At 72.0% G+C, this 25534-nt stretch carries 23 protein-coding genes and 1 pseudogene; 17 read left to right on the forward strand and 7 right to left on the reverse strand.

Features of this window, described 5'->3' with window-relative positions; all coding sequences use genetic code 11:
- Positions 1-871 precede the first annotated feature (871 nt).
- On the reverse strand, positions 872-1609 hold the full coding sequence (locus tag J2S44_RS30500; RefSeq protein ID WP_310420902.1) for a GntR family transcriptional regulator: 738 nt from the start codon (positions 1607-1609) through the stop codon (positions 872-874).
- 141 nt (positions 1610-1750) lie between these two features.
- Between J2S44_RS30500 and iolC the strand changes: the two genes are divergently transcribed.
- The 12 genes from iolC to J2S44_RS30560 all read left to right on the forward strand — a co-directional run bounded on the left by iolC (position 1751) and on the right by J2S44_RS30560 (position 13958).
- Positions 1751-2698 carry a 5-dehydro-2-deoxygluconokinase gene (iolC, locus tag J2S44_RS30505; protein WP_310420904.1) on the forward strand — a complete coding sequence of 316 codons (948 nt, stop codon included), beginning with the start codon at positions 1751-1753 and terminating at the stop codon, positions 2696-2698.
- Positions 2691-3584: a Cgl0159 family (beta/alpha)8-fold protein gene (locus J2S44_RS30510; protein ID WP_310420906.1), complete on the forward strand. Its 894-nt coding sequence runs from the start codon at positions 2691-2693 to the stop codon at positions 3582-3584. Before iolC ends, J2S44_RS30510 begins: the two co-directional genes overlap by 8 nt.
- Entirely contained in the window at positions 3581-4429 is an 849-nt protein-coding gene (gene iolB / locus J2S44_RS30515; protein WP_310420908.1) for a 5-deoxy-glucuronate isomerase, read from the forward strand. Before J2S44_RS30510 ends, iolB begins: the two co-directional genes overlap by 4 nt.
- The gene (iolD, locus tag J2S44_RS30520; protein WP_310420910.1) at positions 4426-6291 is read left to right on the forward strand and encodes a 3D-(3,5/4)-trihydroxycyclohexane-1,2-dione acylhydrolase (decyclizing); all 1866 of its coding nucleotides are present in this window, start codon (positions 4426-4428) and stop codon (positions 6289-6291) included. The genes iolB and iolD overlap by 4 nt, the downstream gene beginning before the upstream one ends.
- A 62-nt stretch (positions 6292-6353) precedes the next feature.
- Positions 6354-7346, forward strand: coding sequence for a sugar ABC transporter substrate-binding protein (locus J2S44_RS30525; protein WP_310420912.1), 993 nt, complete (start codon positions 6354-6356; stop codon positions 7344-7346).
- A complete protein-coding gene (locus J2S44_RS30530) occupies positions 7346-8395 on the forward strand; it encodes an ABC transporter permease (RefSeq protein WP_310420914.1) in 1050 nt (349 codons plus the stop codon). The genes J2S44_RS30525 and J2S44_RS30530 overlap by 1 nt, the downstream gene beginning before the upstream one ends.
- Positions 8396-8397: 2 nt before the next feature.
- Positions 8398-9237, forward strand: a complete 840-nt coding sequence (locus tag J2S44_RS30535) for an ATP-binding cassette domain-containing protein (protein ID WP_310420916.1) — start codon at positions 8398-8400, stop codon at positions 9235-9237.
- Entirely contained in the window at positions 9234-10121 is an 888-nt protein-coding gene (locus J2S44_RS30540) for a TIM barrel protein (protein WP_310420918.1), read from the forward strand. Before J2S44_RS30535 ends, J2S44_RS30540 begins: the two co-directional genes overlap by 4 nt.
- A complete protein-coding gene (locus J2S44_RS30545) occupies positions 10118-11272 on the forward strand; it encodes a Gfo/Idh/MocA family protein (RefSeq protein WP_310420920.1) in 1155 nt (384 codons plus the stop codon). Before J2S44_RS30540 ends, J2S44_RS30545 begins: the two co-directional genes overlap by 4 nt.
- Positions 11269-12258, forward strand: coding sequence for a Gfo/Idh/MocA family oxidoreductase (locus J2S44_RS30550; RefSeq protein ID WP_310420922.1), 990 nt, complete (start codon positions 11269-11271; stop codon positions 12256-12258). Before J2S44_RS30545 ends, J2S44_RS30550 begins: the two co-directional genes overlap by 4 nt.
- Before the next feature lie 300 nt (positions 12259-12558).
- The gene (locus J2S44_RS30555; protein WP_310420924.1) at positions 12559-13074 is read left to right on the forward strand and encodes a GNAT family N-acetyltransferase; all 516 of its coding nucleotides are present in this window, start codon (positions 12559-12561) and stop codon (positions 13072-13074) included.
- 206 nt (positions 13075-13280) lie between these two features.
- The gene (locus J2S44_RS30560; protein WP_310420926.1) at positions 13281-13958 is read left to right on the forward strand and encodes a GOLPH3/VPS74 family protein; all 678 of its coding nucleotides are present in this window, start codon (positions 13281-13283) and stop codon (positions 13956-13958) included.
- A gap of 203 nt (positions 13959-14161) precedes the next feature.
- On the opposite strand, the gene J2S44_RS30565 is transcribed toward J2S44_RS30560, so the two are convergent.
- Positions 14162-14902, reverse strand: coding sequence for an IclR family transcriptional regulator (locus J2S44_RS30565; protein WP_310420928.1), 741 nt, complete (start codon positions 14900-14902; stop codon positions 14162-14164).
- 346 nt (positions 14903-15248) lie between these two features.
- Here J2S44_RS30565 and J2S44_RS30570 point away from each other — a divergent pair.
- Positions 15249-15689: pseudogene (locus J2S44_RS30570) on the forward strand (IS110 family transposase); the annotation flags it as partial.
- A 403-nt stretch (positions 15690-16092) separates the two neighbouring features.
- Complete coding sequence (locus J2S44_RS30575; protein WP_310420930.1) at positions 16093-16482, forward strand: transposase; 390 nt, start codon at positions 16093-16095, stop codon at positions 16480-16482.
- A 112-nt stretch (positions 16483-16594) separates the two neighbouring features.
- Here J2S44_RS30575 and J2S44_RS30580 read toward each other — a convergent pair whose 3' ends face one another.
- Complete coding sequence (locus J2S44_RS30580) at positions 16595-18121, reverse strand: glycoside hydrolase family 6 protein (RefSeq protein ID WP_310420932.1); 1527 nt, start codon at positions 18119-18121, stop codon at positions 16595-16597.
- A 256-nt stretch (positions 18122-18377) separates the two neighbouring features.
- Between J2S44_RS30580 and J2S44_RS30585 the strand changes: the two genes are divergently transcribed.
- Entirely contained in the window at positions 18378-19106 is a 729-nt protein-coding gene (locus J2S44_RS30585; protein WP_310420934.1) for an SDR family oxidoreductase, read from the forward strand.
- A gap of 119 nt (positions 19107-19225) precedes the next feature.
- Here J2S44_RS30585 and J2S44_RS30590 read toward each other — a convergent pair whose 3' ends face one another.
- Positions 19226-19627, reverse strand: a complete 402-nt coding sequence (locus J2S44_RS30590; protein ID WP_310420936.1) for an SRPBCC family protein — start codon at positions 19625-19627, stop codon at positions 19226-19228.
- An 88-nt stretch (positions 19628-19715) separates the two neighbouring features.
- Here J2S44_RS30590 and J2S44_RS30595 point away from each other — a divergent pair, with 88 nt between their 5' ends.
- Together J2S44_RS30595 and J2S44_RS30600 are read left to right on the forward strand one after the other, a co-directional pair.
- Complete coding sequence (locus J2S44_RS30595; protein WP_310420938.1) at positions 19716-20663, forward strand: asparaginase; 948 nt, start codon at positions 19716-19718, stop codon at positions 20661-20663.
- A gap of 44 nt (positions 20664-20707) precedes the next feature.
- Positions 20708-21304 (forward strand): formylglycine-generating enzyme family protein, encoded by a 597-nt coding sequence (locus J2S44_RS30600; protein WP_310430002.1) that lies wholly within the window; start codon positions 20708-20710, stop codon positions 21302-21304.
- Positions 21305-21313: 9 nt separating this feature from the next.
- Here J2S44_RS30600 and J2S44_RS30605 read toward each other — a convergent pair whose 3' ends face one another.
- The 3 genes from J2S44_RS30605 to J2S44_RS30615 form a co-directional block, all read right to left on the reverse strand.
- Positions 21314-21886 carry a TetR/AcrR family transcriptional regulator gene (locus J2S44_RS30605; protein ID WP_310420940.1) on the reverse strand — a complete coding sequence of 191 codons (573 nt, stop codon included), beginning with the start codon at positions 21884-21886 and terminating at the stop codon, positions 21314-21316.
- Between the two features lie 33 nt (positions 21887-21919).
- On the reverse strand, positions 21920-23509 hold the full coding sequence (locus tag J2S44_RS30610; protein ID WP_310420942.1) for a nitroreductase/quinone reductase family protein: 1590 nt from the start codon (positions 23507-23509) through the stop codon (positions 21920-21922).
- 91 nt (positions 23510-23600) lie between these two features.
- Positions 23601-25343: a CocE/NonD family hydrolase gene (locus J2S44_RS30615; RefSeq protein ID WP_310420944.1), complete on the reverse strand. Its 1743-nt coding sequence runs from the start codon at positions 25341-25343 to the stop codon at positions 23601-23603.
- Positions 25344-25534 lie beyond the last annotated feature (191 nt).

Genomic DNA, 25534 nt, shown 5'->3' on the forward strand with positions numbered 1-25534 from the left:
GTCCGCGCCGGCCGGCGGGCCGCTGCCGGGGGCACCGCGGTGCGGCCACGACGCCGCCGGCACCCGCTTGCTGCGCCGTGCATCCGGCACGGTCACGCGCTACCTGCCGGACGGCACCGAGCTCAAGCGCACGACCACCGGCCCAGGTGGGCGGCTCCCGCTCCTTCGCTTGCGACGGCGAAACCGTCGGCTCGCCGGCCGCACCCGCCACCCCGGCACCGGCAACGTCGCAGTGGCCGCGAACGCCTCCGTTGCCCGCCGTCGCCCTCTCCCGTTCCGGCGGACTTCTGCGCCACTCACCGTTCGGCCGGTGGCGAATCCGTCGACGTCGCCCGCGCCGTCGGGTAGCCACGGCCCACCGGTGAATTCCAGGTACGTTCGAAATGCGAGTCGGGGGAGAGAGTCATAAATCACTATTCGCTATGGAAGCTCTCGGTTGCGGGGCTGGTGCTCGGCGTTGTGGCCGGAGCCTTGGCGGTGCTGCTCTATGAAGTATCCGACGTGTTGGTTCTTGCCCTCGTCGCGGCGATCCTGCTGGCGTTGGCGCCGGTCAGGCTGGTTCTGCGATGGGCTCGATCCCGGTAACGGAATAGTAAGTGCGATGGCCGGCTGCGCCCGGGTTCGGTGCGCGGAGGTGGGCCGGATCGGCAGCGTCCGGCCCGGCCGGACGCTGCCGATCTTGCCGCCGCATACCGGACGAGGTGCACGTTCAACAACCGTCAACCCGGCCCCGCGTCAATTTCTGGCCCTGTGCGAACCGCACCGCCCGACGGTGATGAATGGTCGCTCGACGTGAGCCGTCAAGAATCCGGTCCGGCCGCACGTCAGCGCGACTTGCCACCGGTGCTCGACGGCTTTGTGGCCGTGGCGCTCATCGGTGGTAGACGGTGACGTCGATGGTGTAGTGGTCGGCGCGGTAGAGGTTGTCTGCGAATTCGACGGGGGAGCCGGAGGCGTCGAAAGCGGTGCGCTGCATGGCAATCAAGGGGGCGCCGGGGCTGATGTCGAGGAGGCGGGCCTGGGTGGCGGTGGCAGCGCGGGCGGTGATGCGTTGCTTGGCGACGGACGGGCGGCCGTCCTGAGTGCCGAGCAGGTGGTAGAGGCCCTGCGTGGCCAGGTCTGCGGCGGTCAGCGGGGCGAAGCGCGGCGGTAGCCAATTGCGCAGGATCGCGAGTGGGGCGCCGTCCGCGTAGCGGAGGCGTTCGCAGTGGATCAGGCGTTCGCCGTCCGGCAGGCCGAGCATCCGGCTCGCGTGCCGGTCCACCGCGAGCGGGTCGAACGCGAGCACCCGCGTGGTCGGATGCCGCCCGGCCGCGGTCAGGTCGTCGTGCAGGCTGGTCAGCGCGACCCGGCGCCGGACCTGAAGGTCGTTGACCCTGGTCCCGGCGCCGCGTTTGCGGGTGAGCAGGCCGTCCGCGACCAGTTCCTCGATCGCGCGCCGCATCGTCGGGCGGGAGACGCCGAGGGACGCCGCGAACGACACCTCGTCCGGCAGGCGTTCGCCGGGCGCCAGCAGGCCGGTCTCGATAGCGTGCACGAGAGCGGTGCTGACCTGCAGATACAGCGAGGTGGGGGAGGTGCGGTCGATGTCGATGGCGGGCAGTGGCACGCGATCACCCCGCGGGGGAGCAGACAAGCGAGCGTGTTTGTCAGGACAAAGTATTGACCGGGGCGGCGGGTGAGCGGAAGCTCGCGGAACGGAAACGTTCCCGACACCTGGGCGCAATCCATCGAGGGGGACACGTACCTTATGGCCGGGTTTGAGGTTGTCACGATGGGGCGCGTCGGCGTCGATCTCTATCCGCTGCAGACCGGGGTCGGGCTGGAGGATGTCGAGTCGTTCGGCAAGTTCCTGGGTGGCAGCGCGACGAACGTGGCGGTGGCGGCGGCGCGGCACGGGCGGCGAACCGCGGTGATCACCCGCGTGGGGCCGGACCCGTTCGGGCGGTACGTGCGGCGGACGCTGACCGAGCTGGGCGTGGACAACCGCTTCGTGACGCCCGTCGAGGGCCTGGCCACGCCCGTCACGTTCTGCGAGATCTTCCCGCCGGACGACTTCCCGCTCTACTTCTACCGGCAGCCGATCGCCCCCGACCTGGTGATAAAGCCCGAAGAGCTGGACCAGGAAACCATCAGGGCGACAAGCCTGTTCTGGTGTACGGTGACCGGCCTGTCCAAGGAGCCGAGCCGCGCGGCACACCATGCGGCGTGGGCGGTCCGGGGCAGGAAGAGCCACACCGTGCTCGACCTCGACTACCGCCCGATGTTCTGGGACTCGCCCGACGAGGCCCATGCGGAGATCGAGAAGGCGCTGCCGGACGTCACGGTCGCGGTCGGCAACCTCACCGAGTGCGCCGTCGCCACCGGCGAGACCGACCCCGAGAGAGCCGCCGACGCGCTCCTGAAGACCGGCGTCGAGCTGGCGATCGTCAAGCTCGGCCCGGACGGCGTGCTGGCCAGGACCCACACCGAGTCGGTACGGGTCCCGAGCACCCCGGTCGACGTGGTCAACGGCCTCGGCGCCGGCGACGGGTTCGGCGGCGCGCTCTGTCACGGCCTCCTGAACGACTGGCCGTTGAAGAAACTGATCAGCTTCGCGAACGCGGCCGGTGCGATCGTCGCCGGCCGGCTGGAGTGCTCGACCGCGATGCCCACCACCGACGAGGTCGAGCGCGCGCTGGAGGCGAACCATGCCTGACATCGACGTCGACAAGCTCCGCGAGCTGCGCGCCACCCACCCGGAGGCGATCGCCGAGAAGGCCGCGAACCGGCGGAAGGGCTCGCTGAACACGCCGGACGGCCGCCTGATGCTGGTCGCGGCCGACCACCCGGCCCGCGGCGCGCTCGCGGTCCGTGGCGACCGCACCGCGATGGCCGACCGGACCGTGCTGCTCACCCGCCTGGTCACCGCGCTGGACCGGCCCGGCGTGGACGGCGTGCTCGGCACCGCGGACGTGCTGGAGGACCTGCTGCTGCTCGGCGCGCTGGACGGCAAGGTCGCGATCGGCTCGATGAACCGCGGTGGCCTGGCCGGTGCGGTCTTCGAGCTGGACGACCGGTTCACCGGCTACGACGCCGAGTCGGTGGCCCGGATGGGCTTCGACGGCGGCAAGATGCTGGTCCGGATCGACCCCGGGGACCCGGCCACGGTACGCACGCTGGAGTCCGCCGCGAAGGCGGTCGACGCGCTCGCACTGAAAGGCAGGATGGCCATGGTCGAGCCGTTCCTGTCCCACCGCGCCGACGGGACGGTGCGCAACGACCTGAGCACCGAGGCGGTGATCAAGTCGGTGGCGATCGCGTCCGGACTCGGCGGCACCAGCGCGTACACCTGGCTGAAGCTCCCGGTCGTCGACGACATGGACAGCGTGATGGCCGCGACCACGCTGCCCACGCTGCTGCTCGGCGGCGACCCGTCCGGCAGCCCGGACGAGACCTACGCGAGCTGGGGCCGGGCCCTGGCCGCGCCGGGCGTGCGTGGTCTGATGGTCGGCCGCGCCCTGCTCTACCCGCCGGACGGTGACGTGGCCGCCGCGGTCGACACTGCGGTCTCGCTGGTCCATGGCCAGGGGGCGCGGGCATGAGCGACTCGGCGGAAGGCAAGGGGTCCGGCGTGATCGTGCTCGAGGACCTGACCCCGGAGGCCGCCGGCTGGACCTACTCCGGCCTGCGGATCGTCGCGCTGGAGCCGGGGGAGGCCTACGCCACGGACACCGGTGACACCGAGATGATCGTGGTCCCGCTCCACGGTTCGGCAAGCGTGTCCACCGGTGATGGCGACAAAGCGGACCTCGCCGGGCGCGCCAGCGTCTTCGACGGCCCGACCGATGTCGCATATATCCCCATCAACACCACGCTGACCATCACGGGAAGCGGAAAGATCGCTCTGGCGAGCGCAAAGGCCACCAACCCCAAGCCGTTCCGGTACGTGCCGGTGGCGGACGTCCCGGTCGAGCTGCGCGGCGCCGGGAACTGCTCCCGGCAGGTGCACAACTTCGGCGTCCCGGACGTGCTGGACGCGGACCGGATCATCGCCTGCGAGGTGCTCACCCCCGGCGGCAACTGGTCGTCCTACCCGCCGCACAAGCACGACGAGGAGCGCGACGGCGAGTCCGTCCTCGAGGAGATCTACTACTTCGAGGTGGCCGACGGCGGCCCCGGCTACCAGCGGGTCTACGGCACGCCGGAGCGCCCGATCGACGTCACCACCGAGGTCCGTACCGGCGAGATCGTGCTCGTTCCGCACGGCTGGCACGGCCCGTCGATGGCCGCGCCCGGCTACGACCTCTACTACCTCAACGTGATGGCCGGGCCCGGCGCCCGCGCCTGGCTGATCCGCGACGACCCGGAGCACGCCTGGATCCGCGACACCTGGGCGGACCAGGAGATCGACCCGCGACTGCCCTTCGGGAAGGGGAACGCGTCATGAGGCTCACCGTGGGACAGGCGACCGTGCGGTTCCTGGCCGCGCAGCGCACCGAGCGGGACGGTGTCGAGCACCGGCTGATCGACGGCTGGTTCGGCATCTTCGGGCACGGCAACGTGGCCGGGCTGGGGCAGGCGCTGCTGGAGGCGGAGCTGACCGATCCGGGCGCGGCACCGTACCGGCAGGCCCGCAACGAGCAGGGCATGGTGCACGCGGCGGCCGGGTTCGCCCGCCAGCGCAACCGGATGTCGACCCTGGCCTGCACGTCGTCGATCGGCCCCGGTGCCACGAACATGGTGACCGGCGCGGCGCTGGCGACCGTGAACCGGCTGCCGGTGCTGCTGTTCCCCGGTGACGTGTTCGCCACCCGCGTCGCGGACCCGGTGTTGCAGCAGCTGGAGGACCCGCGCACGGGCGACATCTCCGTCAACGACACGTTCCGGCCGGTGAGCCGCTACTTCGACCGGGTGTGGCGGCCGGAGCAGCTGCCGTCCGCGCTGCTCAACGCGGCCCGGGTGCTGACCGACCCGGTGGAGACCGGCGCGGTCACGATCGCGCTGCCGCAGGACGTGCAGGCGGAGGCGTACGACTGGCCGGACGAGCTGTTCGCGCCCCGGGTCTGGCACGTGCCGCGCCCGGTGCCGGAGCCGGCCGCGCTCGCCAGGGCGCTCGACGTGATCAGAAGCGCGCGTAAGCCCCTGATCGTCGCGGGCGGCGGCGTCATCTACTCCGAGGCGACCGAGGCGCTGCGAGAACTCGCCGAGGCGACCGGCATCCCGGTGGCGGAGACCCAGGCCGGCAAGGGTTCGCTCTCGTACGACCACCCGCTCAGCCTCGGCGCGGTCGGCGCGACCGGCACCACGGCCGCGAACGAGTTCGCCCGGGAGGCGGACGTGGTGATCGGCATCGGCACCCGCTACAGCGACTTCACCACGGCCTCCCGCACGGCGTTCGCCGCGAAAAATGTCCGATTCGTCAACATCAACGTTGCGGCGTTCGACGCGGCCAAGCACTCCGGTGCGATGGTCGTCGGCGACGCGCGCGAGACGATCAAGCAGCTCCAGAAAGCGCTGACCGGCTACCGGACCGACGACGCGTACCGGGAGAGGGCCGGCCGCCTCGCCGCCGAGTGGGACGCGATCGTGGAACGCGCCTACCGGGCCGGTCACCAGCCGCTGCCCGCCCAGACCGAGGTGATCGGCGCGGTCAACGACGCGGCCGAGCCGCGCGACGTGGTCGTCTGCGCCGCCGGCTCGATGCCGGGTGACCTGCACAAACTGTGGCGCACCCGGGACCCCAAGGGCTACCACGTGGAGTACGGCTACTCGTGCATGGGCTACGAGATCGCCGGTGGCCTCGGCGTGAAGCTGGCCGCGCCGGACCGCGAGGTGTTCGTGCTGGTCGGCGACGGCTCGTACCTGATGATGTCGCAGGAACTGGTCACCGCCGTGCAGGAGCGGATCAAGCTGATCGTGGTGCTGGTCCAGAACCACGGCTACGCCTCGATCGGCCGGCTGTCCGAGTCGGTGGGCGCGCAGCGGTTCGGCACCGCCTACCGGTTCCGCGACGGCGACGGCCGGCTGGCCGGTGACACGCTCCCGGTCGACCTGGCCGCGAACGCGCGCAGCCTCGGCGCCGAGGTGATCCGCGCCACCACGGTCGATGAGCTGACCGACGCGCTGACCGCCGCACGCAAGGCGGAAGGCGTCATCGTGGTGCATGTCGACGCAGATCCGTACGTGGATTCTCCCGGAAGTGGATCGTGGTGGGACGTGCCGGTCGCGGCCTCATCTACCTTGAACACCGTGCGCGACGCGAACGCACGGTATCGGGAGGGCAAACGCGCCCAAAAGCACTACCTGTAACCGGGCGTACGCGGAGGGCACACCGCGTATTGCGCGCTGTATTCCTGAAAGGACTCTCGGTAATGAAGTCTCTTTATCGGGTCGGGGCCTCCGTGGCGGCCCTGGCCCTCCTCGTGACCGCCGCCGCCTGTTCGAGCGAGAACGCGGTAAACCGTGACGACGATGACACCTCCGGTGGCAGGGGCGGTGGCACCTACGGTCTGAAGATCGCGGTGGTCACGCACGGCGCGGCCGGCGACGCGTTCTGGAGCATCGTCAAGAACGGTGTCGAGAAGGCCGGCACCGACCTCGGCGACACCATCCAGTACAGCAGCGACGGCGACCCGCAGAAGCAGGCCCAGCTGATCGACGCGGCCGTGAACCAGAAGGTTGACGGCCTGGTCGTGTCGATGGCGAACCCGGACGCGCTGAAGGCGTCCGTGGAGAAGGCGGTCGCGGCCGGCATCCCGGTCATCACCATCAACTCCGGTGCGGCCCGCTCCAAGGAGTTCGGCGCGCTCACCCACATCGGCCAGGACGAGAAGGTGGCCGGCGAGGCGGTCGGCACCGAACTTGCGAACCAGGGCGTCAAGAACGTGGTCTGCGTGATCCACGAGGCCGGCAACGTGGGCCTCGAGGAGCGCTGCGCCGCGGTCGGCGCCACGCTCGGCGGCAAGATCCAGAACCTCCAGGTGGACATCAACAACCTGCAGGCCGCGCAGTCGACGATCAAGGCGAAGCTGCAGTCGGACACCGCGATCGACGGCGTCGTCACGCTCGGCGGCCCGGTCGCGAACGTGGCCGCCGCCGGCATCGCCGAGGCCGCGTCGCCGGCGAAGCTCGCCACGTTCGACCTGAACGCGGAGGTCGCGAAGGGCGTGCAGGACGGCAAGATCCTGTTCGCGGTGGACCAGCAGCCCTACCTCCAGGGCTACATGGCCGTCACCATGCTCACCCAGTACAAGGCGAACCTGAACGTGCTCGGCGGTGGCCAGCAGGTGCTGACCGGCCCCGCGCTCGTCACCAAGGAGAACGCGGCGCAGGTCGCCGAGCTGGCCGCGGCCGGAACCCGCTGATGACCAGCGCCGTCGCGGCAACCGAGGCGGGCGACGAACGCGTCGCCCGCGTCGGGCCCCTCACCCGCCTGCTGCTCAAGCCGGAGCTGGGCGCGCTGATCGGTGCGGTGCTGGTCTTCGCGTTCTTCGCGGTGCTCTCCGACGTGTTCCGGTCGGCCAGCGGCGTGGCGAACTGGCTCGACCCGGCCTCCACGCTCGGCATCATGGCCGTGGCCGTGGCGCTGCTGATGATCGGCGGGCACTTCGACCTGTCCGCCGGCGTGCAGACCGGCACGGCCGCGATCACCAGCGGCATCCTCACCACCTACTACGGCGTGAACACCTGGGTCGCGCTGCTGCTGTCGCTGGCGCTGTGCCTGGCGATCGGCTTCGTCAACGGCTACCTGGTCATGCGCACGAAGCTGCCCAGCTTCATCATCACGCTCGGCACGTTCCTGATGCTGCAGGGCCTGAACCTGGGCGTGACGAAGCTGGTCACCAACACCGTCCAGGTCAACAACTTCGACAAGATCCAGGGGTACGGCGTCCTCAAGACGATCTTCGCCAGTGAGATCACCGTCGCGGGCGCGCCGTTCCAGATCGCCATCGTCTGGTGGGTCCTCGCCACGATCCTCGGGTCGTGGGTCCTGCTGCGTACCCGCTTCGGGAACTGGATCTTCGCGGTCGGCGGTGACCTGACCGCGGCCCGCAACGTCGGCGTGCCGGTGCAGCGCACCACGATCGCGCTGTTCATGACCACGTCGTTCGCGGCCTGGTTCATCGGCACCACGCAGATCGTTCGGCTCACCTCGATCCAGGCGCAGGCCGGCTTCGGCCAGGAGCTGATCTACATCGTGGCCGCGGTGATCGGCGGCTGCCTGCTGACCGGCGGGTTCGGCTCCGCGGTCGGCGCGTCGGTCGGCGCGCTGATCTTCGGCATGACGTCGCAGGGCATCGTCTACGCCGGCTGGGACGCGGACTGGTTCAAGTTCTTCCTCGGCGCGATGCTGCTGCTGGCCGTGCTGGCCAACCAGTACATCCGCCGCTTCGCCGAGCAGTCGAGGAGATGACGATGCCCTCGGAAGAAGAAGGCGCCCCTCTTCTGGAGATCAAGAACGTCTCCAAGACCTTCGGTACGGTCATCTCGCTGGCCGGCGTCTCCACCACGGTCCGGGCCGGCGAGGTCACCTGCGTGCTCGGCGACAACGGCGCCGGCAAGTCCACGCTCATCAAGATCCTGTCCGGCGTGCATCGGCCGGACGGCGGCGAGCTGCTGATGAACGGCGCGCCGGTCACGCTGTCCAACCCGCGCGCGGCGCTGGACGCCGGGATCGCCACGGTCTACCAGGACCTCGCGATGGTGCCGCTGATGGCGATCTGGCGGAACTTCTTCCTCGGTTCGGAGCCGACCAAGGGGTGGGGGCCGTTCCGGCGGTTCGACCGGCAGAAGGCCATCGAGATCACCCGGCGCGAGCTCGGCTCGATGGGCATCGACATCCGCGACCCGGAGCAGCCGGTCGGCACGCTCTCCGGCGGCGAACGGCAGTCGGTGGCGATCGCACGCGCGGTGTACTTCGGCGCGAAGCTGCTGATCCTGGACGAGCCCACCTCGGCGCTGGGCGTGAAGCAGGCGGGCGTGGTGCTGCGCTACATCGCGGCCGCCCGCGACCGCGGGCTGGGGGTCATCTTCATCACCCACAACCCGCACCACGCGTACCCCATCGGTGATCGGTTCCTGCTCCTGAACCGCGGCAAGAGCCTCGGCGACCTGGCGAAGTCCGATGTCTCGCTGGCGGAGCTGACCCGAATGATGGCCGGCGGCGCCGAACTGGAGGAGCTGGCCCACGAGCTGGAACGCGACCCGTCCACCAGTGACACGGCGCGTCTGTACCAGGAGGAGGCGAAGGGGTGAAGCAAACGGTGGAGCGGAGCGGTGTGCCGTCGAGCCAGCGGCTGGGTGGTGCACCGATCTCCTGGGGTGTGTGCGAAGCACCGGGCTGGGGGCTGGAACTGCCCGCGGACCGGGTGCTGTCCGAGATGAGTTCACTGGGCCTGCGGGCGACCGAGCTGGGGCCCACCGGATACCTCGGCAAGGACGCCGCCGACGTGCGCGAGCTGCTGGACCGCAGCGGCCTGCGCCTGATCGGCGGGTTCCTGCCGGTGCCCATGCACCTCGCCACCGCCGCGGATCTCGACGAGGCCGCGACCGCGATGGACACGCTGGCCGCGGCCGGCGCGTCCGTGGTCGTCCTCGCCGCCCGCTCCGCCGACGGCAGCTACGACCACGCGGTCCCGCTCGACGAGACCGAGTGGCGGACGCTGTTCGCCACGCTCGGCACGCTGCAGGCGATGGCGCGCGAGCGTGGCCTGCTGCCGACGCTGCACCCGCACGTCGGCACCGCGATCGAGTCCCGGGACGCGGTGCTGCGGCTGCTCGACGGCAGCGACGTGCCGATCTGCCTGGACACCGGCCACCTGCTGCTCGGCGGCATGCGGCCGGAGGAGCTGATCGCCCTGGCCGCCGACCGGATCGCGCACGTCCACCTCAAGGACGTGGACACCTCGGTCGCCGGCCGGGGCCTGCCCTACGTCGACGCGGTGCGGGCCGGGCTCTACCGCCCGCTCGGCGACGGTGACCTGGACATACCCGCTCTCGTCCGCAGCCTGGAGGCCGTAGGCTACCGCGGCTGGTACGTGCTGGAACAGGACTGCGCGTTGCACGACGTACCGCCGGCGGGCGAGGGCCCGATCGGCGACGTGCGGCGCAGTGTGACCTACCTGAAGGAGAACGTGTGACCGCGTCCGACCGGATCGGCGTCGGCGTGGTGGGCTTCGGCTGGATGGGCGAGGTGCATGCCCGCTCCTACCAGCGGGTCCGCCACCACTTCCCGGACCTGCCGCTGATCCCTTCGCTGGTCGCGGTGGCCGATCCGGCACCCGGCCGGGCGTCGGCCGCCGCCGCGCAGTACGGCTTCGTCTCGTCGTCGGAGGACTGGCGCGCGCTGGTCGCCGACGACCGGATCGGTGCGATCAGCGTGACCGCGCCGAACTTCCTGCACCGGGAGATCGGCACGGCCGTCGCCGCCGCGGGCAAGCACCTGTGGATCGAGAAACCGGTCGGTGTCGACGCGTCCGACACGCGTGCGGTCTTCGACGCGGCCGCCGCCGCGGGCGTGCAGAGCACGGTCGGGTTCAACTACCGGGCCGCGCCCGCGGTCGCGCACGCCCGGGAGCTGATCGCGGCCGGCGGGATCGGCACGGTCACGAACGCGCGGATCCGGTTCTTCAGCGACTACGCGGCGCACCCGGAGGGCGGGCTGTCCTGGCGGTTCACCCGCGCGTCCGGCGGCAACGGCGTGCTCGGCGACCTCGCCTCGCACGCGATCGATCTCGGTCGCTATCTGCTCGGGCCGGTCACCGCGCTGGTCGCGGACACGTCGGTGATCATTCCGGCGCGCCCGACGGTCACCGGCGCGGGCAGCCACTTCTCCCGCGCGGACGGGCCGCCCGGCGAGGTGGAGAACGAGGACTACGTCTCCGCGCTGCTGCGGTTCGCGTCCGGCGCCCGCGGGGTGCTGGAGGCCAGCCGGGTCGCGGTCGGTGAGCAGAACACGTACGGCTTCGAGATCCACGGCTCCACCGGCGCGCTCGCCTGGGACTTCCGCCGGATGGGCGAGCTGTCCGTGAGCACCGGGACTGACTACCAGGACCAGAGCTACCGCACGGTGTACGCGACGGCCGGGCACGGCGACCTGCGCGCGTTCCAGCCCGGCGCCGGCATCCCGATGGGGTACGACGACCTCAAGGTGATCGAGGCGGCCGGCTTCCTCACCTCGATCGCCACCGGCAAGCCGCACGGGCCCACGCTCGACGACGCGGTCGCCGCAGCCGGCGCGCTCGACGCGATGTCGGAGTCCGTCCGTACCGGAAAGTGGGTCTCGCTGTGAAGCGCATCGGCATCATCGGCACCGGCATCATGGGCACCGACCACGCCCGGCTGCTCACCACGTCCGTCTCCGGCGCGCGCGTGGCCGGCGTCTACGACCTCGACCCGGTCCGGGCCGCCGAGGTCGCGATGACCAGCGGCGGCGCGCGCGTGTTCGGCAACCCGTACGAGCTGATCGTCGACGACGACCTCGACGCCGTGCTGATCGCGTCGTCCGACGACACCCACGAGGAGTACGTGCTGGCCTGCATCACCGCGGGCAAGCCGGTGCTCTGCGAGAAGCCGCTCGCGCCCACGGTCGAGGCGTGCAAGCGCATCCTGGACGCGGAGGAGAAGGCCGGCACCCGCCTCGTCTCGGTCGGCTTCATGCGCCGCTTCGACCCCGGCTACACGCAGATGAAGCGCATGCTGCAACTCGGCGAGATCGGCGCGCCGCTGATCCTGCACTGTGTGCACCGCAACCCGGCCGCGGTCCCCGGCCTGCCCGGCGCCGCCGTGATCACCAACTCGGCCGTGCACGAGCTGGACATCACCCGGTGGATCCTGGACGAGGAGATCACCGAGGTGTCCGTGCACGCGCCGCGCGCGACCAGCCACGGCGGCGGCACCCCGGACCCGCAGATCCTCCTGCTGCGCACCGCGTCCGGCGCGATCGCGGACGTCGAGGTGTTCGTCAACGCCCGCTACGGCTACGACGTGCGCGCCGAACTCGTCGGCGAGCTCGGCACGGTCACGCTGGACGGCCCGCCGCCCACGGTGCTGCGCCGCTCCGGCGTGGACGGCCGGGCGCTGCCGGCCGACTGGCGCCCGCGCTTCGCCGAGGCGTACCGCCTGGAACTGCAGGACTGGGTCGACGGCAACGGCAACGCGGCCACCGCCTGGGACGGCTTCGCCGCCACGTTCGTCGCGCAGGCGTGCGTGCGCGCGCTGGAGACCGGCGCCCCCCAGCAGGTCTCCCTGCCACCGATGCCGGAGCTGTACGGCTGATCGCCGCGCGGCCGGTCCCGTCGCCCGCGACGGGACCGGCCGGCCGGATCGCGGTCCGGCGTCACGACGGTCATCCGATCGACGGTGCCGCCCGCGTTCGACCGGGACCCGCGCGCTCACCGCGCACCGGGCCGCACCCGGCGACCTCTTCCCCGCGCTGCCGGACGACGTGCGGATCTCCCACCTGCGGGGTGGCCGGATGAGCACGTGCCTCGCCTGCTCGGCGAATGACCCGTCTCGTCCGCCGGCCGGGTGAGCCGCCTGCGCGGAGGTGCGTGAACGGTCCACTACGGTGGCCGGATGACCGAGATCATCAGGGCTGCGACCGTCGCCGATCTGGCGGCGGTCGCGGCCGTCTACGCGGCGTACGTGACGGACAGCGTCGCCACGTTCGAGGAGAACGTTCCGTCGCCGGACGACTGGCGCGCCCGGCACGCCGACCTGGCCGCGCGCGGCCTGCCGTTCCTGGTCGCGGACGACGGCGGCCGGATCGCCGGGTACGCCTACGCCACGCCGTGGCGCCCCAAACCGGCCTACCGGCACACGGCCGAGGACACGATCTACCTGGACCCGGCGTACACCGGCCGGGGCATCGGCTCCCGCCTGCTCGCCGCGCTGCTCGACGCCTGCGCGACCGCCGGCGTCCGGCAGGTGATCGCGGTCATCGCGGACACCGGCAGTGACGCCTCCGCCGCCCTGCACCGCCGGCACGGCTTCACCGACGCCGGACGCCTCACCGCCGTCGGGTTCAAGCACGGCCGCTGGATCGACACCCTCCTGATGCAGCGAACGCTGCCGCCCAATCCAGCCCTATAGGCATACCTGATTGTGACACTTAACGGCGGCCATGATCTGCGCTTCTTCTTCCTGAGTAGTGCATGTGGTGACCCTTCGGCTGCTGTGCCGAGGTGTGTGACGTGTCGGCGGCCGGTAATGTCCTAGGGTATGGGGTCATTTACCGGTGGCCGGGAGCGTGCCACCGGCGAGGGTGACACGTCACCGGACCGGGAAGGGAAAGCCACATGCTGATCGTCGAGGACCTGCTGTTGCTCCTGCTGGACGACGAGACCGGCACGCCGGCCAAGGCGGGGACGCTGCCGTACGCGCTCGGCGGCGCCGTGCTCGTCGAGCTGGCGATGCTCGGCCGGATCGACGTCGAGGGAGCGGGCTCCGTGCTGAGCGGCCCGAAGGTCGTCGCCGTCGGTGACGGGCCGCTGCCGGACCCGCTGCTGCAGGAGGCGTACGACGAGGTCACCCGCAAGCCGCGCACCGTGCAGACGCTGCTGCTGGCCATCGGCGGCGACCTGTGGAAGACGGTGACCGACCGGCTCGTCGAGCGGGGCGAGCTGCGCCGGGAGAGCAAGCGCGTGCTCGGCCTGTTCCGGACCACGCAGCTCCCGTCGGCCGGCACCGGGCACGAGGCGCGGCTCCGCGCGGCGATCCGCGGCGCGCTGGTCGACGGCACGGAGCCGGACACGCGTACGGCCGCGATCATCGCATTGCTCTCCGGCAGCGGTGCGCTGCCGGAGCTGCGCCCGCAGCTCGCCTGGTCCGGCGAGGTCTACCGGCGGGCGAAGGAACTGGAGAAGGGGCACTGGGGCGCGTCCGCCGTCGGCACCGCGGTGGCCCGCACCACCGCGGCCATCGCCGCCGCCGGCGCCGCGGCCTCCGCGGCCGTCATCACCACGGTCACGACCTGACCGGTGGGCCGGCCCCGCCGCCACCTCAGGTGCGGCGGGGCCGGCCCACCGCCGCACCCGGATGCCGTTCGACGGCCGGCGCGGTCTCGGCCGTGGGGGCCGGGCGTGAGCAGGCGGCGCGTCGTCAGCCCTGGCCGGCCGGGTGGCGGGTGAGCGGGGTTGGTCTCGGCCGTGGCGGGCGGGTGCGGGCGCACGGCGGCGAGTCAGCCGTGGGCGGCCAGGCGTGGCTCGATCAGGTCGGCGACGACCCGCAGCGCGTGGGCGGCGCGCGGGACGTCGACCGAGGAGACCGCCCCGGCCAGCGTGATCGCGCCGACCAGCCGGCCGGCCGGGCGGAGCGGGACCGCGACGCCGGTCACGCCGGGCTGGAACTCCTGCCGGTCCACGGCGTAGCCGCGGCGGCGGGTGGCGCGCAGATCGGCCAGGAGCGCGGCGCGGTCGGTGAGCGTGCCCGGGGTGCGCGCCGAGAGCGGCAGCCGGGCGAGCAGGTCGTCGATCTCCTCCGGCGGCGCGAAGGCGAGCAGCGCCTTACCGGCCCCGGTGCAGTGCGCGGGAAAGCGCCCGGCGACCCGGGTGGCCAGCCGGGACCGGCCCGGGCCGTCGACCTTCAGCAGGTAGATCACGTCGGCTCCCTCGCGGGTCGCGAGCTGGGCGGTCCAGCCGAACGCGGTGTGCAGGTCGCGCAGGTAGGGCGCGGCCACGTCCAGCAGCGTCATGCCCGCCTGCCCGGCCTGGGTGCCGAGCTCGAACAGGCGCAGCCCGAGCCGTAACCCGTGCGGCCCGTCGTCGGCCAGCAGCCCTTCCGCCACCAGCCGGGCCACGATCCGGTTGCAGGTGGCCTGCGGTAACCCGGTCGCGACCGCCAGCTCCCGGCGGCTCAGCCGCGGCCTGGCCGCGACCGCGTCCAGCAACGCGGTCACCCGCCCGATCATCGACTCGGCCACTCGGTGATCCTGCCGCACGGCCGCTACGCGGGCCACGCCCGCACCACGCCGTCCGGACGGCCCGGTGGACAGCGGGCGATCGACGGACGGCGGGCACTTCCGCTCATTGGTGCACCCTTGTCTCACTCGAGCTGATGTTGGTTCGAGTGCACCGGTGACTGTCGGGCCATCGCCCCGCTCGCTCGACCTTCGAGGTCCAGCATGAGTTCTGCGAGGCCCGGCGGCCCGGGACGCCCCGATCGGCCACAGGGCTATGCGTGTGCGAACGCCGCTCAATGAGCAACCGGCTGTGGTGTCCCGGAACCGCCAGGTGCTTCCCCACTGGTTGCGCAGCGGAGAGGCAACAATGAGTGTGCAGGACACCCCCGGCCAGAGGCGAGTGGTCACCGCCGGTGTCGACTGGGCCAAAGACAACCACGCCGTCTGCATCATCGACAGCGACGGCGATCCGATCGAACGGTTCAGCGTCACCCATACCAAAGCAGGTCTGAACCGGCTGAACACCATCCTGGACCGGCACGGTGTCGACGAGGTCGGCATCGAACGCGGCGACGGGCCGATGGTCGACGCGCTGCTGGCCGCCGGCCGCACCGTCCTGGTGATCCCACCGTCGCAGGTCAAAGCCCTGCGACGGCGTTACGGCTCGGCCGGGAACAAGGACGACCGATTCGACGCCTACGTCCTTGCCGACACCGTGCGCACCGACCGGCGCCGGCTGACACCTCTGCTGCTCGACAGCGAGGCCACCATCGCGCTGCGCAAACTGTGCCGGGCCCGCAAAGACCTGATCGCACATCGTGTCGCTGCGACCAACCAGCTGCGCGCCCATCTGCAGACCGCGCTGCCCGCCGTCGTCGACCTGTTCCGCGACCTCGACTCCTCGATCAGTCTGCGGTTCCTGGCCCGATTCACCAGCCAGGACACAATCGACTGGCTCTCGCCGAAACGCCTGGCCGCGTGGCTGGCAAGCGTCGGTTACTGCGGCCGCGCCGACCCAGCCGTCCTGCACGCCCGGATCGCCGGCGCCGCCCCCGGCGCCGGCGGCGACCACGGCCAAGCTCTCGCGGGCATCACTCGCGCCTACCTCGCCACCATCACCACGATCAGCACCCAGATCGAGGCCCTCGCCCAACAGATCAGCGAAGCACCCCGACCGGCAGATCTTCACCAGCCTTCCACGTTCGGGCACCGTGCGCGCCGCCCGCCTGCTCGCCGAGATCGGCGACGCCCGCGGACGATTCCCGACCCCGGCCTCCCTCGCCTGCCTCGCCGGCGTCGCGCCCTCGACCCGCGAGTCCGGCAAAGCCCGCGTCGTCGCGTTCCGCTGGGCCGTCGACAAACAACTGCGCGACGCCGTCTGCGACTTCGCCGGCGACAGCCGCCACAGCAACCCCTGGGCCGCCGACCTCTACCACCGGGCACGAGCCCGCGGCCACGACCATCCGCACTGCGTGCGGATCCTCGCCCGCGCCTGGCTCGACATCATCTGGAAATGCTGGACCACCGACACCGCCTACAACCCCGACCGGCACCGAGCCCTCCAACGACTCCTCAACCAAGATCAAAAAACGACAGGTTGACACTGGGCTACTCATGCGGTCTCCACAGCAGCGTCGGTGTCCCGCTCGGCCCGGGTTCGCGCGACCCCACGGGCCATCCGGAGGTTCGGAACGCCCGTGGGGCCGGCGGTGCTCAGCTGCCGTCGATGAGTCCGATCGCGAGGTCGGGGCTGTACGTGCCGGAGGGTACGCCGGGAGCGGTGCCGCAGGGACCGTCCGAGATGCCGGGGGTCTTGACCCAGAGGCGGTAGTCCTCGCCGGTGGTGCCGGCCTGCGGTGCCGAGCCGAGTTTGCGCCGCGGCGGGTTGCACCAGGAGCCGGCGTGGCCGTTGCCGTTGCGGCTGGTGTCGATGACGAAGCCCGCGGTGTAGCCCTTGAGCCGCAGCTGGGCGTTGATCTTCTCGGCGTGTTGCACGGTCTTGTCCGTCGGGTGGAAGTTCGACACGTTGAGGGCGAAGCCCCGCACGTTGCGGACGCCGGCGTCGTGCAGGCGGGCCGCCATCTCGGTGGGTTCGCCCCAGCCGACGTTGCCGGCGTCGAGGTAGGCCCAGACCTGCGGTGCCTTGGCGCTCAGCTCGCCGGTGGCGAAGTTCAGCAGCTCGTTGCGTACGGCGATCTGCTCGGCGGTCATGCACTCGGCGTCGCCGAGGGCGTCGGGTTCGACGATGACGACGGCGGGGCGGTCACCGATGGCAGCGGCGAATGCCGAGATCCACTTCTTGTACTCGGCGGGGGTCTTCTGGCCGCCGCCGGAGTGCCCGCTGCACGCGTCCCGGCCCGGCAGCGTGTACGCGACGAGGACCGGCAGTTTCCCGGCCGCCGAGGCGGCGTCGACGTACTTGTCGACCGACGCGCCGATGTCGGTGAACCACTCGCCGAACCACTTGGCGATCGGCCGGCTCGCGATCTCCGCGGTGATCCGCGCGGCCCGGGGGTCGTTCCTGTTCGCGAGGGCCCACTTCGCCGGCTCGGAGTTCGGGTCGACGAAGAAGCCGGACGTCTTCGCCAGCGGCCCGCCCGTGGCGGGCGGCGGTGCGGGCTGCGACGACGGCGGGGCCGGCGGCGAGGCCGGCGCGGACGACGGTACGGACGGTGACGGCGGGACGGATGACGCGGACGGCGACGGGGACGGCGCGGCCGAAGCGGAACCGTGCGCCTCCACCTCATAGATCCGGGCGATCGGGTCGGTCGTCGAGAGCCGGATCCACCGGGCGGTCGCGGACACCGCGTGCTCGGTGACGGACGCGGTGTTGCCGGTGACGGTGGCCGCGGTGGTCCAGGCCCGGCCGTCGGTGGAGAGGCCGATGGTGAAGGCGCGGGTGTTCATCCTGGCCGCCTCGCCGCCCGCGCCGGCGTGCCGCACGACGACCTTCGCCAGCGGGACACCCGTACCCAGGTCGATGTCGAGGGTCTTGGTCGCGCCGTCCGCCGAGCACCACTTGGTGGAGGTGCCCGCCACCGATCCGTCGACGGCCTTGGCCGGGCTCTCGGCGGTCTTGCAAGAACGCTGCTTCGACGTCGCGGGCTTGCCGAGCGTCAGGCTGGCGTTCGGCGTACCCCCCGTCGCGTCGCCGGCGTTCGCGGTGACCGCCAGGGCGACCCCGGCGGCGAGCACGGCAGCGGTCATCGCACCGGTGACCTGCCAGCCTCGAATGTGCATCGTCGTTCTCCTTCCGGCCGGACACCGGCGCGTGACGCGGTGTCCGGAACCCGGACGAACGTACCGGCCGGGGCACTGATCGTTGAGGCTGCGAAGAGATTCACAAGGGTGGTGAGATCTTCGCATCGGTGCTCGTCGCAGGTCCGCGCGACGGTGCGACCCGCACGGGAGTGGATCAGCCGCGCGGCCACTCGTCCGGCTCACTCAGTGATCCGATGGCCGCGGTGGTGCGGCTCCGGGCCGTACCGTGACGACGATGAGGGTGTGTGTGATCACCGGCGGCACGCGGGGCATCGGCGCCGCGGTCGCGCGGGAACTGGCGGGGACGCCGGGGCGGGCGCTGCTGCTGGCCTACCGAGCCGATCATGAGCGGGCCCGCGCGCTCGCGGCCGAGCTGGACACCGAGGCGAGCCCGGTGCGCACGCTCGCCTGCGACGTCGCCGACCCGGACCAGGTCGCCGCGCTGTTCGCGGCCGCGGACCGGCTCGGCGAGCTGACCGGCCTGGTCAACAACGCGGCGGTGCTGGAGCGGCAGTGCGGCTTCGGTGAGATCACGCCGGACCGGTGGGCGCGCATCCTCGGCGTCAACGTGATCGGGCTGGCGACGTGCTGCGCGCACGCGCTGGAGCGGATGCGCTCCGGTGGCGTGATCGTCAATCTGTCGTCCCGCGCCGCGGTCCTGGGCGCGCCGGGGGAGTACGTCGACTACGCGGCCAGCAAGGCGGCGGTCGACACGATCACGCGCGGGCTCGGCCTCGAGGCGGCGCCACGCGGCATCCGGGTGGTGGGTGTGCGACCCGGCGTCATCGACACGGAGATGCACGCCTCCGGCGGCGACCCGGACCGGGCGAGACGCATCGGCCCGACGCTGCCGCTCGGCCGCGCGGGCACGCCGGAGGACATCGCGCGCGCCGTCGGCTGGCTGCTGTCCCCGGCCGCGGACTACATCACCGCGACCACGATCGACGTCTCCGGCGGCCGCTGAGACCCCGGGATCCGGCAGCGCGGATCTTCCCGCTCCGGCCGGGGTGCTGTTCCCGGGTTCCCGGGCTCGGGACGCCGGCAGAGAGCGTGTCACGGCAGCGGAACCGGGCGCCGGGGCAGCTACTGCCGCTCGGCCGCGAGGCGGGCGAGTGCGGCGGCGTGGTGCCGGATGAGGCGGCCGTTGGCGAAGGCCCAGAACGGGTCGAGCAGGCGGGGCCGGCTGCGGAACGTGGCGTGCCAGCGGATGCGGGAGCCGCCGTCCGGGGCCGGCGCGACCTCGATCGTGGCGCGGTAGTCGCGCCACAGCGTCTCCGAGGTCTCGACGTAGCTGAGCGAGCGGTCCGGCACGATCTCGGTGACCCGGATGACCGTCCGGGGTCCGCCGCCGAGTATCCACTCGTCGCCGTCCGGCCGGATGCTTCTGATCGCCTGCCAGGACGGCCAGGTGGTCAGGTCGGCGACGAGGGCGAAGACGGCGGCGGGCGGCGCGGACGAGACCGCCTGTACGTCGTAGGACGACATGTCGGTTGTTCCTCACACAAATGGGCATCGAGGCGCGCAGACGTTAGCTCCGCGCTGGGCGGCCGGCAACTCCGGTAGCGTGTGGATCATGAGCGATGGGTATCGGGGCGGGGCCGTGCTGGCCGAGGTGGTGCGGTCCGGGTTCGCGGAGAGTGTGCACCGTGGGTCCGTCGTGGTGCTCGACGCCGGCGGGGCGCCGGTCGCGGTGCGCGGCGACGGTCGCGGCCCGGTCTTCCCGCGGTCGTCGAACAAGCCGCTGCAGGGCGTCGGCATGCTGCGCGCCGGGCTCCGGCTGGACGACGACGCCGATCTCGCGCTGGTCTGTGCCAGCCACTGGGGCGAGGACGTGCACGTGACCCGGGTGGAGCGGCTGCTGGACGCGCACGGGTTCGCGGGCGCGGACCTGCACTGCCCGCCGGACCTGCCGGCCGGCCCGGCCGCGCGGGACGAGGCGCTGCGGGCCGGGCAGGCGCCGACCCGGACCCGGATGAACTGCTCCGGCAAGCACACCGGCATGCTGCTCACCTGCCGGGCCGCGGGCTGGTCGCCGGACGGGTACTGGGAGCCGGCGCACCCGCTGCAGCAGACGGTGCGGGCCACGGCGGAGGAACTGACCGGCGAGCCGGCCGCCGCGGTGGGCGTGGACGGGTGCGGCGCGCCGGTCCTCGCATTCTCGCTGACCGGGGTGGCGCAGGCGTTCCTGCGGCTGGTGCACGCGGCACCGGGCTCGTTCGAACGGCAGGTGGCGGACGCGATGCGCGCCCACCCGCGGTTGATTGCCGGGACCGGTGCGCTGGACACCGTGCTCATGACGGACGTGCCGGGCCTGCTGGCCAAGGGCGGTGCGGAGGGCTTCGCGGCGGTGGCGGTGCCGGGCGTCGGCGCGGTCGCGCTGAAGATCGACGACGGGAGTGCGCGCGCGATCCCGGTGGTGCTGCGGGCCGCGCTGGCCACGCTCGGCGTCGCGTGGACCCCGCCGCCGTCGCCGGTCCTGGGCGGCGGGCAAACCGTCGGTGAACTTTCGGCGACCTGGTAGCAACGGGGCCGCTCTAAGATGCTCGGGTGGACACTTCCGAGCGCATGATCGCGGTTCCGGCGAGCGCGGGCGTGCGCTCGTTCCGGCTCGCCGCGCTGCCGGTCACCCGGGGGCTGTACGCGGAGATCATCGGCCGCTGCCCGGCGGCCGGCGGTGACGACCGGCTGCCGGTGACGGACGTGACCTGGTGGGACACCGTGCTGTTCTGCAACGCGCTGTCCGCACGCGACGGACTGACCTCGGTCTACCGGGTCGAGGCGGGCCGGGTCACCTGGGACCGGCACGCGGACGGCTACCGCCTGCCGTCCGAGGCGGAGTGGGAGCACGCGTGCCGGGCCGGCTCCAGCGGCCCGCACTACGGCCCGCTGGACGAGGTGGCCTGGTTCCGGGACAACTCCGGCGACCGGCTGCGGGTGGCCGGTGTCAAGGTCCCGAACGCGTGGGGTTTCCACGACATGCTCGGCAACGCGTGGGACTGGTGCTGGGACGTCTACGACCCGAAGGCGATCGGCGGCTACCGGGTGCTGCGCGGCGGCGGCTGGTTCGACGAGCGGTGGAGCTGCCGCGCCTCGGTCCGCCGCCGCAGCCACCCGAGCCTGACGCTGGACGACGTCGGGTTCCGGGTGGCCCGCAACGCCTGACGTGGACCGTCACGCCCGGTGGCCGGTGCTGACCTGGTTGATGAGCGTGACGATGGCGGCGTGCAGCTCGACGGTGTCGAGGTCGGGATAGGTGAGCGCGGTGACGATCAGGCCCTGGATCGAGGCCGCGACCGCGAGGCCGAGCGTGTGCTCGCCGACGCACGGCGTCAGGAGTGTCGCGACGCGCTGGTGGTGGTCATGGTAGGTGGACCTGAGGGCGGGGTCGCGGATCGCCGCGACGATCAGCTCCTGCACGGCGGCGGCGGCCTCGCCGCGCCGGGTCACCAGCGCGACGACGTAGTCGGCCATCAGCCGGGGCAGCTCGTCCGGCGTCCCGGTCGCCGCCGTGGCGGTGAGCTGATCGTCGATGATCTGCAGCGCGTGCTCGAACAGCGCGCGCCGTAGGTCTTCGATCGACGAGAAGTGGTAGGTCACGGAGGCGAGCGAGACCTTCGCCGTCGCGGCGACCGCCCGATGTGTCAGGCCGCCGGAGCCGGTGGACGCGACGACGGAGACGGCCGCGTCCAGCAGGGCGGCGCGCCGAGCCGCACCGCGGACGGTCAGGCCACGTACGTCGTTCACGGCACAAAACTACCGGACGGCCGGTGGGAGCCCCTACGCCTGCCGGGCCCGGCCACCCTGCTCGTCGAGGGGAACGTGGTCCCGCGGCGGCTCCAGCGCGAGCACGGGGATCACGCGGCTCGTACCTCGCTGGTAGTCGTCGAAGCCGGGATGGCGTTCGACCTGCCGGGCGAAGAGCCGGGTCCGCTCGGGTTCGCGCAGTTCCACCGCGTGCACCGGGACCGTCGTGCTGCCGACCTCGATCGTGGCGGCCGCGTTCGCCCGGAGGTTGTGGTACCAGGCGGGGTGGCTGTCCGCGCCGCCGTTCGTGGCGAAGATCAGGTAGCGTCCGGCGTCGGCCAGGTAGACGACCGGGCTGACGTGCTCCCGGCCGCTGCGGGCGCCGGTGGTGTGCAGCAGCAGCATCGAGGCACCGGCGAACCGGCCGCCGAGTCTGCCGCCGTTGGCCCGGAACTCCGCGATGACCCGCGCGTTGAGGTCCGACGCCTCCGTTCCCCGCGCGTCGGCCGGGTCCGTGGCGGGCGGGTAGTCGACGTAGCCGGCTTCGCCGCCGCCGAAGAAGGTCTCCGGGTCCGCGGTGACGAGCGGGATGCCGTCGCGGAAGCGCTCGACCAGGTCGGGATTGCTGATGAAGGGGCGGCCGAACGCCGCGAGGTCGATGACGCCGCGGCCGATCAGCGCGGTCGCGCTCCGCTGGGTCAGGCCTCCGGCCAGGATGACCGGGGTGCGCCCCAGCATCGGGCGGAGACGGTGCAGGAGCCCGTGGACCTGCCGGGCCAGGGAGCTGTCGTCGGCGACGAACACCGATGTGTCGATGAGGTGGACGTAGGCCAGGTCGCGGGCCGCGAGTTCGGTGCCCAGCGCGAGGTAGGTCTCCTCCGTCCGGTCGTCCGGCGGCATGTTCCCCACCGTGCTGAACGGCGAGAGCCGGATCCCGACGCGGTGCGAGCCGAGTCGCGCGGTGACCGCGTCGACGACCTCCAGCGTGAACCGGATCCGGTCCGCGACGGTGCGTGCCCCGTACCGGTCCGTGCGGTCGTTGACCTCGGCGTTGAGGAACTGCTCGAACAGGTACTGGGTGGCGGCGTGCAGCTCGACGCCGTGGAATCCCGCGGCGTCCGCGTTCGCCGCGGCGGTGGCGAAATCGTCGGCCACGCGCGCCACCTCGGCTGTCCGCAGCGCGCGTGGCGCCGACGCCGGCACCCGGCCCGGTACGCCGTCGGGCTGATAGGCGAAGGCCGTGTAGCCGGAGGCCCGCGAGGTGGCGCTGACGGGTGCGGCCCCGCCCGGCTGCAGGGACACGTGCGAGGCGCGGCCGACGTGCCAGAGCTGGGCGAAGATCCGGCCACCACGCTCGCGGACGGCGGTGGTGACGCGGCGCCATCCGGCGGTCTGCTCCTCGGTGTAGAGCCCGGGGGTGAACAGGTAGCCGGTGCCCTCGTGGGACACGGGGGAGCCCTCGGTGACGATCAGGCCCGCACCGGCGCGCTGCCGGTAGTAGCGGACCGTCAGGTCGTCGGGGGCCTCCGTGACGGCCCGGGCCCGGGTCATCGGTGCCATCACCACCCGGTTGGGCAGCTCGAGGCCGCGCAGGTCGAAGCCGTCGAAGAGATTGTCGGTCACGGCACTGTTCTCCAGTCGCACAGGATCGGTACATCTGTACCTGGTACTTTTGTATCAGGTACAGATGTACTGATTCAAGTGCGGCTCCGGATCACGGTGCCGGGCGGCCCACCACCGGGAGCTGGATCGTGCTGCTGACCGGCCGGACCGACACCCTCGTGCCGGGCAGCGGGCGCAGCGTGTAGTCGTAGTCGGTGGAGATGACGACCACGCCGAGGCGGTGTCCCGCCGGGACGGTGCGGTCGAGCGGCTGCATGTCCCAGCGCAACCGGTACGTCGCACCCGGCGTGACCGGCTCCGAGCGCCACACCGACCGGCGGTTCTGCGGATCGGTCCAGCCCCGGGTCAGGATCGTGGCCGTGCCGTCCGGCGCGTAGGAGACCAGCAGCCCGGTCAGGTTCGCCGCCGTACGGTCGACGCTCACGTCCGCGGTGAGCCACGGCGTACCGCTGAGCCGGGTGTCCTTCGTCAGCACCGGCAGCTGGTACGTCAGCGCGTGCGCCGGCTGCGACAGCAGCTGCTCCGCGGTCTGCGCCCGCCCGTTGTCGACGAGCGTGTCCGTCCGCGGCCGGCCGGTGGCCAGCGGATAGGTGACCGCGCGGGTGCCCGGCACCGGCCACGCCGTGGTCGTCTCCGTGACCGTGCAGGCGTCGTCCTCCAGCGTCACCGGCGCCTCGTCCTCGATGTCGCTGTCCACCCGGTACAGGTAGTGGTCGACCCAGCGGTGCATGGCCGGCGCGAACTCCGGCGCGCAGGACGAGCCGTGCCCGCGGTCGTAGAGCCACAGCTTCTTCTCGCCGCGCAGCGCGTCCCACAACTGCACGCCCTGCTTCGGCTTGACGTTCCAGTCCTGCAGCCCCTGCACCACGAAGACGCTCGCGTCGATCCGCCCGGCCTGCGCGGTGTAGTCCCGCGCGGCCCACACCCGGGAGTAGTCGCCGGTGGTGCGGTCCTGGGCCCGTTCCAGCCAGGCCATGTTCGGCGCGCACGCCTCCGGGTTCGCGCGGCTGAGCACGTACTTCGCCATGACGTCCAGGTCCTCGCCCTGCCAGCCGCCGGGCGCGACCACCAGGCCGTTCGCCCGGTAGTAGTCGTACCAGCTGGTCACCGCGGACATCGGGATGATCGTCCGGAGCGCGGACCGGCCGGTGATCGCCGCCATGATGGGCAGCGTGCCGTTGTAGGAGACGCCGTACATGCCGACGCTGCGCGCGGACCAGCGCGCGGAGACCACGTTGCCGGCCGCGTCGAACGCGCGCCCCCTGCCGTCGAGCCAGTCGACGACCGCGCGGGTGGAGACGATCTCGTCCGGCCCGCCGGCGTCCGGGCAGCCGGTGGAGGTGGCGGTGCCGATGCTGTCCATCGCGATCATCGCGTACCCGCGGGTGGTGTAGTACTCCCACGTGCTGACCGCGGCCGGTGCCGCGTTCAGGCTGGTCAGCGCGCGGTTCGCGGCGGTCGCGGCGGCCGAGCGGGACGCGCTGCCGAGATCCTCCTGCGGCAGCCGGTCCACGTCGACGCTGGGATAGGGCACCTCCGGCGCGGTGCCACCGTACGGCGTCGGCATGATCAGTGAGGCGACGCGCAGGCCCGCGGTCTCGGTCTCGCCGGGCCGGGTGATGTTCAGATGGATCCGGTCCCGGACGCCGTCGCGGTCGGTGTCGGTCGGCGACTCGACCCAGACGTCCTCGTTGATCGCGTCCGCGTAGTCGAAGACCGGCTGCGTGGCGCCGTCCCGGACCACGATCGTCGTGCGGCCGTCGACGGCGTGTGCGGGTGACCCGGCGGCGACCGCCACCAGGACCAGGGAAGCGGCGATGACGGTACGTACCACGCGTCCTCCACCCAGGTAGGGAGATGTTTCGATGCGCCGTCACCCTAGCGCGTCCCGTGCCCGCGGTCTCGTTCATGCCTGATGAACTCTGCGCTTGACTCTCCTTAAACAACGGTTCAATTCGGCTCGTGAACCGGCGGTTCAGCGATGTCGTAGAACGGGTTTCGGATGAGTCACACACCGTCGGGGAG

Source organism: Catenuloplanes niger (assembly GCF_031458255.1).
In the GTDB taxonomy this organism is placed as follows: domain Bacteria; phylum Actinomycetota; class Actinomycetes; order Mycobacteriales; family Micromonosporaceae; genus Catenuloplanes; species Catenuloplanes niger.